This is a genomic window from Rhodoblastus sphagnicola, from assembly GCF_002937075.1.
Taxonomy (GTDB): Bacteria; Pseudomonadota; Alphaproteobacteria; order Rhizobiales; family Beijerinckiaceae; genus Rhodoblastus; species Rhodoblastus sphagnicola.
Genome location: NZ_NHSJ01000018.1, coordinates 1 through 14447, shown reverse-complemented (window position 1 = coordinate 14447; position 14447 = coordinate 1). Strand labels below are relative to the sequence as shown.

At 62.9% G+C, this 14447-nt stretch carries 15 protein-coding genes and 2 pseudogenes; 7 read left to right on the top strand and 10 right to left on the bottom strand.

The window, feature by feature from the left end; all coding sequences use genetic code 11:
- Positions 1-28: 28 nt before the first annotated feature.
- Positions 29-376 (bottom strand): DUF1330 domain-containing protein, encoded by a 348-nt coding sequence (locus tag CCR94_RS01285; RefSeq protein WP_206605750.1) that lies wholly within the window; start codon positions 374-376, stop codon positions 29-31.
- A gap of 25 nt (positions 377-401) precedes the next feature.
- On the bottom strand, positions 402-1037 hold the full coding sequence (locus CCR94_RS01280) for a DUF2239 family protein (RefSeq protein ID WP_104506080.1): 636 nt from the start codon (positions 1035-1037) through the stop codon (positions 402-404).
- A gap of 143 nt (positions 1038-1180) precedes the next feature.
- Between CCR94_RS01280 and CCR94_RS01275 the strand changes: the two genes are divergently transcribed.
- The 3 genes and pseudogenes from CCR94_RS01275 (at position 1181) to CCR94_RS24330 (ending at position 2525) form a co-directional block, all read left to right on the top strand.
- Positions 1181-1516, top strand: coding sequence for a GIY-YIG nuclease family protein (locus tag CCR94_RS01275; protein ID WP_104506079.1), 336 nt, complete (start codon positions 1181-1183; stop codon positions 1514-1516).
- Between the two features lie 119 nt (positions 1517-1635).
- Positions 1636-2268 (top strand): annotated as a pseudogene (locus CCR94_RS01270) (DUF3987 domain-containing protein); the annotation flags it as partial.
- On the top strand, positions 2265-2525 hold the full coding sequence (locus CCR94_RS24330) for a hypothetical protein (RefSeq protein WP_146089797.1): 261 nt from the start codon (positions 2265-2267) through the stop codon (positions 2523-2525). The pseudogene CCR94_RS01270 and the gene CCR94_RS24330, both read left to right, overlap by 4 nt.
- 212 nt (positions 2526-2737) lie before the next feature.
- On the opposite strand, the gene cas2e is transcribed toward CCR94_RS24330, so the two are convergent.
- Genes cas2e through CCR94_RS01230 form a run of 8 tightly spaced genes read right to left on the bottom strand, consistent with a single transcriptional unit; the run spans position 2738 to position 11240 of the window.
- The gene (gene cas2e, locus CCR94_RS01265; RefSeq protein ID WP_104506077.1) at positions 2738-3028 is read right to left on the bottom strand and encodes a type I-E CRISPR-associated endoribonuclease Cas2e; all 291 of its coding nucleotides are present in this window, start codon (positions 3026-3028) and stop codon (positions 2738-2740) included.
- On the bottom strand, positions 3019-3975 hold the full coding sequence (gene cas1e, locus CCR94_RS01260) for a type I-E CRISPR-associated endonuclease Cas1e (RefSeq protein WP_104506076.1): 957 nt from the start codon (positions 3973-3975) through the stop codon (positions 3019-3021). The genes cas2e and cas1e overlap by 10 nt, the downstream gene beginning before the upstream one ends.
- On the bottom strand, positions 3976-4707 hold the full coding sequence (locus tag CCR94_RS01255) for a type I-E CRISPR-associated protein Cas6/Cse3/CasE (RefSeq protein ID WP_104506075.1): 732 nt from the start codon (positions 4705-4707) through the stop codon (positions 3976-3978).
- Entirely contained in the window at positions 4704-5444 is a 741-nt protein-coding gene (gene cas5e / locus CCR94_RS01250; RefSeq protein ID WP_104506074.1) for a type I-E CRISPR-associated protein Cas5/CasD, read from the bottom strand. The genes CCR94_RS01255 and cas5e overlap by 4 nt, the downstream gene beginning before the upstream one ends.
- 1 nt (position 5445) lies before the next feature.
- Entirely contained in the window at positions 5446-6573 is a 1128-nt protein-coding gene (gene cas7e / locus CCR94_RS01245; protein WP_104506073.1) for a type I-E CRISPR-associated protein Cas7/Cse4/CasC, read from the bottom strand.
- Between the two features lie 28 nt (positions 6574-6601).
- A complete protein-coding gene (locus tag CCR94_RS01240; RefSeq protein WP_104506072.1) occupies positions 6602-7126 on the bottom strand; it encodes a type I-E CRISPR-associated protein Cse2/CasB in 525 nt (174 codons plus the stop codon).
- The gene (casA, locus tag CCR94_RS01235) at positions 7113-8657 is read right to left on the bottom strand and encodes a type I-E CRISPR-associated protein Cse1/CasA (protein WP_158254564.1); all 1545 of its coding nucleotides are present in this window, start codon (positions 8655-8657) and stop codon (positions 7113-7115) included. Before casA ends, CCR94_RS01240 begins: the two co-directional genes overlap by 14 nt.
- Before the next feature lie 27 nt (positions 8658-8684).
- Positions 8685-11240: a CRISPR-associated helicase/endonuclease Cas3 gene (locus CCR94_RS01230; protein WP_104506070.1), complete on the bottom strand. Its 2556-nt coding sequence runs from the start codon at positions 11238-11240 to the stop codon at positions 8685-8687.
- 276 nt (positions 11241-11516) lie between these two features.
- Here CCR94_RS01230 and CCR94_RS24325 point away from each other — a divergent pair, with 276 nt between their 5' ends.
- The 4 genes and pseudogenes from CCR94_RS24325 to istB all read left to right on the top strand — a co-directional run bounded on the left by CCR94_RS24325 (position 11517) and on the right by istB (position 14368).
- Positions 11517-11993, top strand: a complete 477-nt coding sequence (locus CCR94_RS24325) for a hypothetical protein (RefSeq protein ID WP_146089796.1) — start codon at positions 11517-11519, stop codon at positions 11991-11993.
- A 291-nt stretch (positions 11994-12284) separates the two neighbouring features.
- A pseudogene (locus tag CCR94_RS26500) lies at positions 12285-12746 on the top strand (Arm DNA-binding domain-containing protein); the annotation flags it as partial.
- Between the two features lie 3 nt (positions 12747-12749).
- Positions 12750-13607: a Mu transposase domain-containing protein gene (locus CCR94_RS25800; RefSeq protein WP_244593888.1), complete on the top strand. Its 858-nt coding sequence runs from the start codon at positions 12750-12752 to the stop codon at positions 13605-13607.
- The gene (gene istB / locus CCR94_RS01220) at positions 13604-14368 is read left to right on the top strand and encodes an IS21-like element helper ATPase IstB (RefSeq protein ID WP_104506068.1); all 765 of its coding nucleotides are present in this window, start codon (positions 13604-13606) and stop codon (positions 14366-14368) included. Before CCR94_RS25800 ends, istB begins: the two co-directional genes overlap by 4 nt.
- Positions 14369-14447: the final 79 nt, after the last annotated feature.

Sequence of the window (14447 nt, the reverse complement as noted above, 5' to 3'; positions counted from 1 at the left end):
ACGGTGTCCAAGGCCGGCGAGATAGGCGTCATGGCTTGCAAAGGCGAGGAACGACGCTGCTCTGGCGAACCAGCATCGCCAAATCCCATCTCTCGTTTTCGGGACCGATCAGGAACGGCCCTCCAGCGCCGAGCAACATGACGCCACCGCCACTCTCGCGCAGAAAGGGAAGCGTGTGGCGTATATATCGGTCGAAGACTTCCGCGCCGCTGATCGGCGTGGTCGGCGCAAGTTCGGGATAGCTCGTGTAGTCGGCGACATCACGCAAGCGCAGGAGGTTCAGCATGATTGCGCGTCCCCCGGCGCCCCGTTGCATGAAGCGCCTGCCCGCGTCCTGTGACGGTACGACGTGGCAAATGGAGTCCAGCGCCGCCATGGCGCCTCCTTTCAGCAGTTCATTTTCAAGTGGAGCGATCCTGCGCGCCGAACGCCAGGCGCAGGACATGCGTCCGGATGTCTTCAGGCCAGTCCGAGATCCGTTGTTCAAGCCCTGGACGATCGTCTGCAAAGAGGGCGCGCGTCGCCTCTTCGTAGCCGGGCAAATCGCCAGCAATCGCCAGCATGAATTGATAAGCAGCCTCCTGGGCGGCCCGACGTTTCTGACGCTCCGCGCCGTTGCGTCTGGCGTCATCCACAAGTCGCCTGAGAACGGCGGATGCGCCGCCGGGCTGGGTGGCCAACCAATCCCATTGTCTCGGCAATAGCGTCACCTCGCGGGGGAGGACCCCCAACTTGGGGCGTCCTCGGCCTCTCGGTTCGCAAGCCTCTTCCTTTACAGACGGCGGCTCCTCGCTCGGCCGAGGCCGTCCGATTGATGTCTCTTGAGGCTGGGACAATCTCTGGGTGATTGCGGCCTCGTCGCCGCGCAGGTCGACATCGATCACGCGGCCGGTCAAATCGTCGAAAATCAGGACCGCCATTGACGAGCCATTTTCGGTCGCCGACTTGACCGCAAGCGCAACCTCGACCAGCGGGCCAGACAGGAGCAATCGGTTGCCTTCGAAGGCTGTGCAGGGTTTGGAGATGCAGTCAGACATGGGGTCGCCGTCCTAAGTTTGAAACGGATTAATACCCGGATAAAATCCTTGCGTCAATATTACCCGTATAATATTAAGCCTTATCCTTCTCGCGGGAGAGAAGGTCATGAATGGCGTTGTGACAGGTCGAAAGAGGTAGCGGGATGAAGGGCGAGGCGCGCAAAGCGGCCATAGCGGCCTATAAAGAGCGGAAAGTCGTCGGCGGCGTCTACCTTGTTCGCTGCGATGCTTCCGGTGAGGTGTGGGTCGGGCAATGGACCAACATCGAGACAATTCAAGCGCGGCTATGGTTCACGCTTCGGCACGGCGCGAGCCCGAAAAAAGATTTGCTCGAAGCGTGGCGCCGCCATGGAGAATCGCATTTCAGCTTCGAAATTCTTGAAAAAGTTGACGAGGAAACTTCTTCTCACTTTCTTGCCGCGATTTTGAAGGAACGCGCTTCCTATTGGCGAGCGAAATTAGGCGCTAATTCCATTTAGAGCATTCCCCGGCTCACATGATCCATATCCATCATGTCTGGCTGAATATATGCGGCGCTCGCAAGGCGCCGGCGATGACGGTATGATCCAGCGGTTCAGCCTCGTTCTGGCCGGACCAGGCGCCTGTGTGGAAGCATGTCGATCGCTACCCCGATAGCGAAGCCCGCAAAACGGCATGGGGCGCTTTCGATCGGCTCGACCCAATCACGCCGGCCTCTGTCGGCGCTGAAGTGGACGACTTTGGCGGGCTCCCGTTCTTGCGTTTCGAGGACGCCGCCCAGGAGGCGTTCGACGAGTGGCGCAAAGAATTGGAAATGCGGCTTCGCGGCGGCGATCTTTCGCCAGCGCTGGAAAGCCACCTCGCGAAGTTCCGCAAGCTGGTTCCGGCCCTCGCGCTGACCAGTCATCTCGCGGATGGAGGGCGTGGCCCGGTTTCGGAAAGAGCCGTGATTCGGGCGCTGGCGATCGCGGCATATGCCGAGGCCCATGCGCGGCGCTGCTACAGCGCCGGCGCCATGGCGGACGTGGCTGCGGCCAAGGCGATCGTTTCCCACATCCGCCATGGCGACTTGAAGGAAGGCTTTTCGCTCCGCGACGCGATGAGAAATGACTGGTCGCACCTCACCGACCGCGATCAAGTCAGCGCGGGGCTCGACCTCCTTGTCGATCTTGACTGGCTTGCCGCGAAGACAATCCGCACCGGTGGGCGCCCCAGCACGATCTTTTCGATAAACCCGAAGGCTTTCCCGTGAACAAATACCTTGCTCGCCTCAAAGCCCTCAATTCTGACAATCCCCCACGTCGCGGGCCGTCAAAGCCGTCAAAAGAGGCTTTTGTCGGGTTTGACGGTGACACGGGTGAGAGGTTTCAGAAAACTCACCGGCCTTTTGACGGTTTTGACGGCCCCAAGGGTGGCAGACTTTCAGAGATCCTCCAGGCCATGGAGAGCGGCGCTGAAATTCTGAAAGCGCCTCAAGGGACCACTGTCAAAACCGACGAAAACTCTTGAAATTTCAGACGATCGTTTGGCGGCGGCAAGAGGGACTCCCCGCGTGGGCGGGGGCGACTTCTCCCAGGTCACGACCGACTTGACTTCGTAGGGTCCATCCCCGCGTGGGCGGGGGCGACTCTGGAGCTTAAGCTACTGATGCGATTTACAATGTCAAACAGCGGCTGTTTTTGACTTCTTGAGAACCGGACTCATCTCGACAAATGATATCCCTACCAGACTGAAACGAGAACGCCGTCGAGATCGGTCAATTGTCGGGGTGGCGCGCCCAGGGTCGCGACGCCCAGGCCGCCCGGCGCCTTGTCGTCGCGCCAGATCATGACAATGGAGCCCTCATGAGTCGCGCCGTACCAATCCTGCATCACAGTCCAAATGCGCTCACGCACGCCCTTCGACACTTCGCCGGAGGTGTAGACGCCCGGCGCCGGCTCGGGCATGACCGAGGCTAGAAATCCACGGGTGCGTTGCGGGACATCGCGCGTCACGATCACCGTCATGGGCATTCGTCAGCCTCCGGTTCCGCTCCCGAATCCGCTGGCGGTCTTGGACGGACGCGCACGGGAAGGGCGGCGGATTCTTCGCTGGTCGCGTCGGCCAGCACGGTTTTGATGCGATCAATCAGATGCGCGATGAGTTGGTCGCGGCGCATTTGTTCGCCGGTCATGCGGCGCGCAAGGCGTTCAATGTTTTCCGCCGGACGTTTTGCCACGAGGGCGGCGGCTCGGAACGCGCAGGGAATGGTGACGGTGTCGCGCACGAGGTCGGCGACGTCCAGAACGAAACTCTGCCCGGAGTCTTCGTGGATGAAGCCCAGTTGCGGTATGGTGGCCGTCGCCGCCACGGCGATGGCCGCCGCGCCTTCGACCGCGCTGGCGGCATGGTTCAACGCCTGGTTGGGCAGGTCGGCCGCGCTCGGGTTCTGGCGGTCGTAATGTCTTCCATTCCAGCGGATGCCGGCGCGCTCGGCGGCGATGCGATAGCTTTCCTTCATGCGCGCGCCTTCGATGCCGCGCAAAACCGCGATGTCGCGATGTGGCGGCACTTCGCCCAGCCGCAGCGCATACATGCGCCGCGCCACCATAAGGCGGCCTTTGCCCGCGTCCGCCCAGAACATGGCCTGCGCGCGCGCCAGATTCGAGAAGTCCGGCAGAAGCGGGGGCGCCGTGTAGAACCGGACGCCATCGGCGCCGACGGCCGCCAGCCCGACATTGTGTCGGGCCAGCAGACGCAAGGCGTCGTGGCTGATGGTCGAGCCCGGACCCAGCAGCATCAGCGACACCGACTGATGCGGCAGGCCATAGCGTCCGGCGGGGGTCGCGCCGCCGCCGGCGCATTCGAAAGTCAGGCAGCCGTCCTCCACTGTGAGCCGGCCACGGTCGAGAAAGATCAGGCCGTGACGGTCGGCATGCGGCAGGCGCGCGGTTTCCAGCCCGAGGCGTCCTGGAAGCATTCAGGTCTCCGGCGGTGTGAGGAGCAACATGCCGAAGCCGAAAGCGCGGTGTCGTCCGACGCCGTGGGCGATGGAATCGGCAAACCGCGTTGCATCGACGACGCGCAATCCGCCGACGAGGGCCAGGGCGTGACCAGAGATCGCCTTGAGCGGACGCCCATGTTCGCCCGACACACCGCGACGCGCGACTTTCACGCTCTCCAGTCCATCGATCCTCAAAGCTTCGACTTCGGCGCCGGCGGCGGTCAGGCGTTGGCGCGCCCAATCGAGATAGACCGTCGCGCGGTCCCTGGCGTCGCCGTTGTCACGGGCGTGGACATAGGCGTCGATTTCCCGGCTTCTGGCGCGATCGCCCTCGCGATCCGTCCGCACCACCGGGCGCAGAAACAGCGAAAAGCCCAGGCGCCGACCAGACGAAAACGCCGGCATGGGCTTGCTGGCCAATTCATCGACGCCAAGAGCGCGAAAAACCTTGGGATCGGCGAAGGCGTTGGCGCGCGCGATCAATTCGGCGGCGTTCAGCGGCGCATAGGCCAGCAATTGCGCCGGGCGACCGCGCCGGGCGACGATACGGAAGGGTTTGGGCGCATGGTCCTTGCCGAAGGCGGCGCAGAGCAGCGCGTGCCAGCCATAGCCCTCGTCGGTCTGTCCGTTCGCGGCAAGACCTTCGGCGGCCATCCATTGATTGGCGAGCCGCAGGTCGGGGTCGAAACGCAGCAGATGTGTGGTCATGTCGTCGGCCCCTCGCCCAAAGCGTTGAAACGCGAGGCGCGGGCGCGCAGGAAAACCCGCTCGCCCGCATGAACGCTGGCGATCCAGTTGCGCTGGTCGGTGACGTGAAGCGGCTCGAAGCCCAACGGCGTTTCGGTTTCGCCGGGCTGGCGGCGGATAACGATCCACGGGTCAGATTCGGCGTCGTCGAGCGCCGGCGCCGCCCGCACCGCCGCGAGCGCGTCCTCCGCCTCGACAAAGCCGGAAAACAGCGGCCGCGACGGCAGGCAGGGTTTTCGCCCGAGAAACAGCGGGCGCGCCGGCGTTTCCAGCGCGGCGCCGATGGTTTCCAGCGTCGGCGCGGTTTCGGGCTGGCGCAGCGCCAGAGCCACGGTCACCGCGCTGTCGGCGAAATAGTCGCGTTCACGGATGTGGGGGCTGTGGTAAGTGCCATCGCCGCCGGCGCGGCCTTCGGGCGCGCCGCGCGTGGTCCAGCCGGCGTCGGCCCTGGACAGTTGCGCGGTCTGGAAATCGCGCAACCGCACGCCGGGCCGGTCGATGCGCACGGCGAAATCGAGCCGCGCCTGCAACGCCGCCAGTTCGGCGCCCATGGCGCGCGTAAAACCGAGCGCATTGGCGATGAGGCCGGTGAGCAGCGAGGCGCCCGGCCAGTCGCGCACGGGACCGCGCGCATCGACCATTTCCGCGCCATAGGCGGCGAGCGGCCCTTCAAGGGTCAGGATCAGGTGCGTGGCCATGTCAACCCCGCGCGACCTCGGCGGCGAGCGCCTCCGCAAGCGCGTCGAGGTTTTGGCGAATCGGCTCACCCGGCAAGACCGGATTGGGGTCCAATGCGGCGAGGCGACGCGTCTCCTTGGCGCCATACATGGCGTCGAGGCGGGCCAGATGATCGGCCAGACGTTCCGTCGCGGCGGCGACGCTCGCCTTGCTGGCGTCGCGAAAGGCGTTGGCCAGGGAGCGCGGCTGGCGGGTTCCGGTCTCTGCAAGAAGCAGATCGGCATAGGCGTAAGGGGCGGTCGAGCCTTTCTTGGCGCCGGGCGAGACCGTGGCGATGAGGTGGGTCAGATGTTCCACGACTTTGCCCGCCAGCGCGGCGTCGCCGCCGAGATTGGCGATCAGCGCGGGAACGTCGATCACCACATAAAGATAGAACAATCCGGCGGTGATTTCGGTGTCGAAAATGCCGCCGGCGCCCGAGCCGGTTTCGAGATCGTCGACGACCGTGAAATAGTCCGTCTCGGCTTCCTCCTTGTGAACGGTGAAGGCATGGGCGACATGAATCGCCGCGTCGGTGTTGGCGTCGGGGTCGGAGGTCACCATGCGCCCGAACAGCGCCGCCTCAAGGCCGGCATGAAGCGCGCCCTTGGCTTCCAGCATGGCCGAAAGATTGGCCTTTTCCTCCTTCTTGAAGAGCTTTTCGATAGCCGCCGTCGCCGACTTGGCGTCGGCCTCGGCGGCGGCGGCCTTCGCCTTTTCCACCAGATAGGCGATTTCGGGCTCACCGATCAGCAGCGCCTGTCGAGAGGAGGGGTCTTTGACCGCCGATTTGCTGTAGAGCGCCACGGCGATGGCGTCCGTCGCCGCTTTTCGCGTCTCTGCCGTGCCGACACTGGCTGTTTCCAGCGCGGGAAGGATGCGCTCCTCGGGAATCTTGCGCGAGCGCACGGCCATTTCCGGCCCGATGGCGGACAGCGCCCACTCGTCCTGCGCCTTGCGCCAATGACGTTTCAAACATTGCGAGGAAATGCGTGTGCGGGACGTTCCGCCAAAAGGCAGTCGCTTGGCGAAGCCTGAATCGTCGCGGTTCAGCAAGGCGGCGGAATAGGACACCAGGGCGTGCAACTGGATGAAACGGGGCGCGGTCATAGAAAACTCCGGAAATATCAGACGGGAATCAGGATTGAGATTGTTGACGATCCAGCGCGCGCCAGTAGTCGCGAGCGATCATCATGCGTTTGCGTTCGACCTTGTCTTCATCGGTCGTCAGCAGCAGGTCACGAAAGCCGCTCCACGGCACATTGCCGGCATTGGCGAGGCGGCGGGCGATCAGGCGCAATTGGTCGTGCAAGCTTTCGCCGCGCGCGGTCAGCATGCGCTGCACCCGGCTTTCGGAAAGGCCGGCGGCGGCCATGACGGCCCCCAACCGGTCATTGCTGAGGGCGTCCGGGTTGAGCGCCAATATGCGCAGATAATGCGCGTAGCGGCGCATCGACTCGACGCCGGCCTCGGGCGCCACGCGCGCCAGAATGCGAAAGAAGGCGGGGGCTTGGGGTTGATCAGGATCGAGGCGGCGCAATTCCGCGAGGTCGCCGCGCCGCTCGGCGTTCAGCAAGCCGCGCACTTCATTGACCAGGGCGAAGCCAATCCCGCGTTCTTCTTCGGGCGAAGCCGTCTGCTCCGGGGCGTCAAGCTGCGTCATGATGCTCGTCCTTGGGGAAATAGGGGGCGCGGAACGATTTGTAGAAGGAATTGTCGAAGGCGCTTTCAGCGCGCACGATGGCGCGGTGGCGGCGGATGGAGGAGGATGGTGAGCCGGCTTCGGCGGTTCGAAGCAGGTCAAGCGCGCGCAGGCGCAGGTCTGTTAGCCAATGCGCGCGGATTTCGAGCTTGGCCCCATCTTGGGCTTCCACCTCGGCGAACAGCCTTTCGAAGAAATCACTATCGATATCGGCTTCGAAGCGATCGAGGAAAGGATCGGCGCGTTTACTGGAATTGGGGTCGCGCGGCTGGAACGAGTCGGGACCGTTCTGGAACAGCATCATCAGCCCGAAGCGCAGCGCCTTGCGCACCAGACCTGCCTGTTCGACGCGATGGCTGGCGGGGATGGCGAGGTCTTGGATTTGACCGTCAGCGAGCAGCTTGACGATCCTGCGCTGCATGACGATGCGACGCTCATGCAGGCCTTCGGTCTTGCCCTGGCCGCGCGCCAGAGCGCGCGCCACCAGCACCATGGCGCGCACCTCATCCTTGCGCGACATTTGCTGCAAGGGCGCCTGTTTGAAACCCTTTTCGAACAAGATTTCCGACATGCGCCGATAGGAAAAGCCGCGCGCATCGACGGTCAGCGCCTTGGGGTCGCCATTGTCGAACTCAACCGGCGTCCAGGGGTCGCCGGTGAGGCCTTTGGCCTCCTTGCCGAAAACGATCCGAGCCGCCTTGCTGCCGGCGGCGAAAGCTTGCAGCCGACCGTCCTGTTGCACGAGCCGGATGCGGCGGCAGATTTCAATGTAATAGGGGTCGAGATGCTTCGGTTGCAGGGAAGCCGCGCCATCCCAGGGTTCGAGCCAAACCAGCGCCAACCCCTCGTCGTCGAAAACCTCCGGCGTTTTCTCGCGCAACGCGATCAAACCTTCGATGTCGCGCCGGATGTGGGCGCCAAGCCCTCCGGGCGGCGCGAGTGAAAAGCCGGGACGATTGGAAAACCCGCCATTCATGCGCGACACGCCGTAATTTCCGGCCCCGAGGAACCCCTCCATCGTTTGCAGGCTGACGAGCGCGAACAACCAATCGTCGGGCAGAGCGTTGAGCAATCGCGCGCCTTTGACATCGTGGTTCTTGGCGGTCACGAGCATGTCGAGTTCATCGGGCGTCGAGAGCGGACGGAAACAATCGACCGGGCCGACGACCGGTTGCAAGAAGGCGGGTTGGTCCAGAGGCGAGACCAGCCGCCACGGCGCGTCGTCGGGGAAATAGGCGGTCAGGTCTTTGAGCGCCGCGCGCCAATCGTTGGCGTCGGCGGGCGGTTTGGCGAGATCGGCGCGCAAACAGGCGACTGCGCCGATTTGGCAGAGCAGGGCGTGCCAGGCGTGACGCTGATGCGGGCGCAAGGCCGAAAAACTTTCGACCGAATCGACCATCAGCGCTGCATAAAGCTCCGGGAGAGCAAGCGGCGTTTCACTTGCATCCGTGACGAGAGTGCGGATGACCGGATCGTGCAATAAATTGAACAATATTTGTGTCTCCATGCGAAAAGTTGCTTAGAGTTTTTCGAGTCCGAAACGCGAATAGCGGAACACAGTCTCCTGCAAACTGAAAGTGAACCCGTCGTCGCATGCGGCAATATCCACCGCCTTCGCTTCCATGCTTCCTCCGCGCATCAGATGCGATGGGATCAACAGGCGGCTGATCGCTTCGGAATTGAGAAAAGGACCAAGCTGCGGCGTTTCAAACTCGATTTCAGTGTCGCCGAGGCCCAGGCGCGTACCGATTTTCTCATCTGCGAGGCGGAAATCGATCACCGGCGTATGCCAGTCGATCGACGCCATTTGCGCTGCAGCGTTTCTGGCCAACGTCCCTCCGGCGTGGTTCATACTGGCGCGGCTCCAGCGCGCATCCGTGAGACTGAGGCGCGCCTCCAGTTCCTCAAGCGCCACAGGATGGGTGGCGGCTTCGACCAGCGCGCGATTCATTTGCGGAATCGTCCAGTGGGCGCCACAGCCAATCGCTTCGCGCGTCGCCGCCAACGCCAAAAGATTCTCGTAGACGCCACCCAAACCATGCGGGCCGCGAAAGTCGCGCGCACGCAACACAGGTTCGAAATCTTCAGGCGTCAGCACCAAAGCGCGCGCCGCTTCAAAACCGGGCGGGCGGCGGCGATCATGTCGATGCAACCGTCCGACCCGTTGCAGCAGCACGTCCATCGGCGCGAGATCGGTGATCAGCAAATCGGCGTCTATGTCCAGGCTCTGCTCCAGAGTCTGGGTGCCGACCAGCACCAGCGGGCGCGCCTCGGCGGTCTTGCCGATGCGCTGCTCGACCTCGGCGTCGAGCCGCCAGCGGTCGCCGCGCGCGAATCGGCCATGATGCAGCGTGACAATCTGGTCAAGTCTGAACAGAGCCGGATGATCGGGCGCAACCGCTTCGAGCACGCGCGCCGTGGCGACAGCATCGCGGACGGTATTGCGCACCACCAGCACCCGCGCGCCGCTTTCCGCCGCCGCCAGGGCGCGTTGGGCGATGGCGCCGGGATCGGCGATGATCTTGAGCGGTTCGATGCTCACATCCTTGACGCGCCCTCGACTGGCTTTGCCTACAAGACGAAGCTCGCCATTTTCTCTCCAGGCCAGCGAGGGATAGGCGAGCGCCGCCGCTTCCGTCGGCGCGGGAATCGCCTCGCGCGCTCGCCGCGCGCCGAGGATCAGTCTCGCGCGCGCCGCCGCGCCCAATGTGGCTGACAGCAACAGCGCCTCTCCGCCAAACCGGGCGTGCTGTTCAAGAAGAACGACCAGCAATTTTTCCATATAGGCGTCGCTGGCATGGACCTCATCAACCACCAGAAGCGATCGTGACAAGCAGAAGCCGCGCATCTGCGCATGCTTCAGGCAGACGGCGCCGAGCAAGGCCTGATCGATGGTTCCAACGGCGATTGTCGCCGCCAAAAAACGCTTGGGTTGTTCCGCCGCCCAGCGCGAACGCCTTATGGCTTCGTCCGGATCATCGTTCCATTGCATCGCGAAGCCCGGCAAGCGACGGCCTGAAGCGTCATCCATGCGCACATCGCCGGGCAGCGCGCGCAAGACCTCGGGGGCCTCCGATCCAAACAGCCGCTTTGCAGCCTCCTGCACGCGTCCATGGATTTGGCTCGCCGCCACGCGCGTCGGCAAAGCAAAATAAAGGCTGTCAACTTTTCCCTCGGCGAACAGGCGGGCGAATCGCCAAAGCGCGGCCTCGGTCTTGCCCGCTCCCGTTTCGGCTTCGAGCACGACCACCGGGCCGGGCGCGTCGGCCGCCGCAAGTTGGATTTCACTCGGGGGATGCGCGCTTATGCGCGAAAATTCCAGATAATCAGGCAGAGCCTTGTGCTGCGGGGTGGAGTTGAAGCCGATACGGTCGATCAAATCCGTTGCGCGTCGCCGCGCGAAGGCGAGGCGGGAGCCATCTTCCTTTGTGCTGAATGGGAATGCGTCGGGGGCCTCGTCCGAACCAAGCCAGTCCGCCAATTGCAGCAGGCCGAGATAACCATGCCAGAATGGCGAATTTGCTTCCGGCAAGGGCGCGCCGCCCATGACAAAGGCCTCGGGCCAGACGTTCTGGGCCACATTGACCAGAGCCCTGACATCGCCAACGGGGTCGCGCGACTCATCCTTGCTCCAGGCGCGATCGCATTGCGGGAGTCTGTCGAAATCTGGAGGAGCCCCGTGATGGGCGAGCGCGACGGCGAGCAAGGCCTGTATGTCGCCCGGAAGCCAACTCTCCAGCAAATTCAACCCTGCGGCCTGACGCAACTTGGCGTTCGAGGCGACAAAGGCCGCCTCCGCGATATGGCCGCCCTTGAGGCTTTGGAAATCGCGATTGGCTTTGCCAAAGTCATGCAGGAAGGCAAGCGCTGCGAGGCGCGCGCCCCAGATGTCGAGAAATTCCTGTTCGCCCGCCAAGGCGGCCAGGCGCAACCGGATCATGGGACGAGAAAGCAGCGCCTCCGCGCAAGCGGCGACGTCCATGCAATGGTCGGCCAATGGGTGCCAAAATTTTGTTTCAGCGTCACGCGGGCTAAGCTTGGCCCAGTTTGATCCCTTGGGAACGGGACACAGCATGGAAGCCCCAATTCAAGAAAGTGAGCATTCGTTGCTCAAAATAGTATTATGATATGAACTTGTCAGCGCATGGAAAAGCTGCATTTTCCAGACGAATTCGATAAAATCTGAGATTGTTTGATGGGCGGGATCGGTTCTGGAAGGCCAAGGCGCGGCGGTCGTCGCAGGGCGGAGAACCACCCCGTCCTCGACGTGAATGTTCTGCGTCGCGAGGGCCGACTTCGTCCAGGCCTTTCGACGGTCGTCACCTTGTCGCCAAGCCAAGAAAATGTTGGCATGCTCGCTGGCCAGGAGAGTCTGCGCCTCGCTCGCCGGGTGGCTTTAAGTGAAGGGGCTGTCACTTCTTATCAAACGGTCGGACTCGTTCGCCGCCCTTGCAACCTCGGTGGCGAGCGGACCTACTTCATCTGTTCCGGTACTGGCAGCGGTCATGCCTGCGGGCGGCGCGCAGGCAAACTCTATGCGGCGCGCCAATATTTCTTGTGCCGTCATTGCCTCGGCCTCGCCTACGTCTGCCAAAATGAAGACGCTCTTGGTCGCGCACGGTTGCTCGCGTCGAAAAAAAGAAGACGAATTACCTGTAACCCTGACATTCAAGCGCCGTTGCCAATCATGAAGCCGAAGCACATGCATTGGCGCACATTCAGCCGCCTTCACGCGGAAGCGGCAAGCGCGAAGACGAAAGCAGACGCCATTCTCATCGCGCGACTTCAGAAAGAGATGGCTATGTACGGAATGGCCGAGGCCTACTGATCGGAATTGTGGACCATTTTGTGGACCGCACAACAGCGCCTTATTCTATCTGTTTGATTTTAAAAACTTTTTCAAAAAGAAATGGTGCCGCAAGACGGATTCGACCCCCCGACCCCCTCATTACGAATGAGGGGCTCTTGGCAGAAGTGGCCAGACGGCCCGAGACAGGTGATGCCGGAAATGCTCTAGAGAACGTTGCATTCTTGCCGCGAGTCTCGGACAGGATCGGACGTGAACAGACGGGGTGATGTCGTTACCCCGACGTTACCCGGCGACATGGGGTAACGTGAAATGGCCAAAGACCTCACCATCAAGGCGCTCGAGAACTTCAAGCCGGGATCAGCAAGGCGGGAAATTCCTGACGGGCACACGCGCGGGCTCTTTTTCGTTATCCAGCCAAGCGGTTTAGGCAACTGGGCGTTACGATACCGCATCGGCGGCAAGCCCAAAAAGCTGACCATTGGGCCTTTCCCTGCAATAGACTTGCCGACTGCGCGCAAGTTGGCTGCGCAAAGCATCCAGGCTATTGCCTGTGGCGAAGATCCCGCGAAAACCAAGAAGGCGGCGAAGGAAGCTGCTCGCGCGCCGGTCGCGCCAGTGCAGGACATATTTGAAGACGTCGTCGACAAGTTCATCGCGCGCCATGCGAAAGCGAAAAACCGCAAGTCCACGGCGGACGAGGCTGAGCGAACCTTGAAGAGGGAGTTCGTCAGCGTTTGGAAGGGACGCAGGCTGTCTTCGATCACAAGGGCTGAAGTGCGCGATGTGCTTGATGCGATGGTCGACCGTGGCTCGCCTGGCACGGCCACCCGCAACAATCCCGGCGTGGCCAATGAAAACGGCAGCATCGAGGCCGCCAACGGCCACATCAAGGTCCGTCTCGACCAGAGGCTGCCTCGCCGGGAAAGCCGGGATTTCGACAGTCTGGAAGCTTACCGCGCTTTTGTCGACCGCGTCTGCGACCGGCACAACGCCCGCCGCGCCAAGGCGGTCGCCGCCGAGCGCGAGACGCTCAAAAAGCTGCCAAGGCGCAGGACTACCGATTTTTCGACGGTGACGCCAAAGGTGACGCGCAACAGCACCATCAATGTCGATCGGGTGCTTTATTCCGTCCCGTCCCGGCTGATCGGCCACAAGCTCGAAGTGCGCCTGTTCGATGACCGACTGGAATGTTTCCTCGGGCCCGACCTGGTCATGCGCCTGACCCGCGTGCGCACCGACGGCGCGCGCGGCCACGCCATCGATTATCATCATCTGATCGGCACGCTGCGGCGCAAGCCGCAAGCCCTGCGCTACCTCGTCTACCGCGAAGCCCTCTTCCCGCGCGCCGCCTACGCCCGCGCCTGGGCGGCGCTGGACGCCGCCGTGCCGCCCCGGGACGCCTGCCGGGCGATGGTCGGATTGCTGGTTCTGGCCTCGACCCGCGAAGCCGTCGAGATCGCTTTGGCCGATCGTCTCGACGCCATCCTGGACGCCGGCAAACTGCCTGACCTCGCCAAACTCGAAGAGGAGTTTGCCAGCAAACCGAGCCCGTCAAGCGAGGTCGCCATCCCCGAGCCCAACCTCCAAGTCTATAATCGCCTTCTGTCTTCCGCTTGCGAGGTTCAGCTATGACCGATGCGACCTTCCTCGCCTCTTTGCTGACGGAGCTCCGCCTGCCCAGCATCGCGCGCAACTGGCGGCGCATCGCAGAAACCGTCGATCGCGTCGGCTGGCCGGCTCAGAAAACCATCGCCGCGCTGATGGAGATCGAAGTCGCCGAGCGCGCGTCCCGCCGCATCCAGCGGCATCGCGATCAATCCGAGGCGCCCGCCGGAAGGACCGTCGCCAGCTTCGATTTCGACGCCGCGCCGGGCGTGCGAAAACAGCATCTCCTGGCGCTCGGCGCCGGCGGAGACTGGATCAGGAACGGCGACAATCTCCTGCTGTTCGGGAAAAGCGGCACGGGAAAAAGCCACGCCATGGCGGCCATCTGCCATGCGCTCATTGATGCCGGACGGCGGGTGTTGTTCACGCGCACCATCGACATCGTTCAACGGCTTCAGGCCGCGCGGCGCGATCTTGCCCTGATCGGCGCTCTCGACAAGCTCGACAAATTCGATCTCATCGTGCTCGACGATCTCTCCTATGTCCGCAAGGATCAAGCCGAAACCAGCGTCTTGTTCGAACTCATCGCGCACCGATACGAACGCCACAGCATCGCCATCACCGCCAACCAAGCATTTTCAGCCTGGGCGACGGTTTTTCCGGACGCCGCCATGACAGCCGCGGCGGTGGACCGCTTGGTTCATCACGCGACGATCATCGAGATGAATGGCGAAAGCTACCGCAGGGCTGTTCAGTTCTCAATACAGTCGAGGCATAGCGAGGATTAGATTGAGATCGAGTGCGGCGCGCCAGCGGGCGTTTTTGATGTTGTCGCACCCAGCGGCCCTGAGCAGGTTGTACGCGAAA

Bases quoted from the DNA above. Each gene is read 5' to 3' on its own strand.
- CCR94_RS01230 (WP_104506070.1), bottom strand. From the start codon at position 11,240: ATGCTGTGTCCCGTTCCCAAGGGATCAAACTGGGCCAAGCTTAGCCCG.
- CCR94_RS01275 (WP_104506079.1), top strand. From the start codon at position 1,181: ATGAAGGGCGAGGCGCGCAAAGCGGCCATAGCGGCCTATAAAGAGCGG.
- cas1e (WP_104506076.1), bottom strand. From the start codon at position 3,975: ATGCTTCCAGGACGCCTCGGGCTGGAAACCGCGCGCCTGCCGCATGCC.
- CCR94_RS01285 (WP_206605750.1), bottom strand. From the start codon at position 376: ATGGCGGCGCTGGACTCCATTTGCCACGTCGTACCGTCACAGGACGCG.
- istB (WP_104506068.1), top strand. From the start codon at position 13,604: ATGACCGATGCGACCTTCCTCGCCTCTTTGCTGACGGAGCTCCGCCTG.
- cas7e (WP_104506073.1), bottom strand. From the start codon at position 6,573: ATGACCGCGCCCCGTTTCATCCAGTTGCACGCCCTGGTGTCCTATTCC.
- CCR94_RS01280 (WP_104506080.1), bottom strand. From the start codon at position 1,037: ATGTCTGACTGCATCTCCAAACCCTGCACAGCCTTCGAAGGCAACCGA.
- CCR94_RS01255 (WP_104506075.1), bottom strand. From the start codon at position 4,707: ATGACCACACATCTGCTGCGTTTCGACCCCGACCTGCGGCTCGCCAAT.
- CCR94_RS24325 (WP_146089796.1), top strand. From the start codon at position 11,517: ATGCTCGCTGGCCAGGAGAGTCTGCGCCTCGCTCGCCGGGTGGCTTTA.
- CCR94_RS01240 (WP_104506072.1), bottom strand. From the start codon at position 7,126: ATGACGCAGCTTGACGCCCCGGAGCAGACGGCTTCGCCCGAAGAAGAA.
- cas2e (WP_104506077.1), bottom strand. From the start codon at position 3,028: ATGCCCATGACGGTGATCGTGACGCGCGATGTCCCGCAACGCACCCGT.
- cas5e (WP_104506074.1), bottom strand. From the start codon at position 5,444: ATGGCCACGCACCTGATCCTGACCCTTGAAGGGCCGCTCGCCGCCTAT.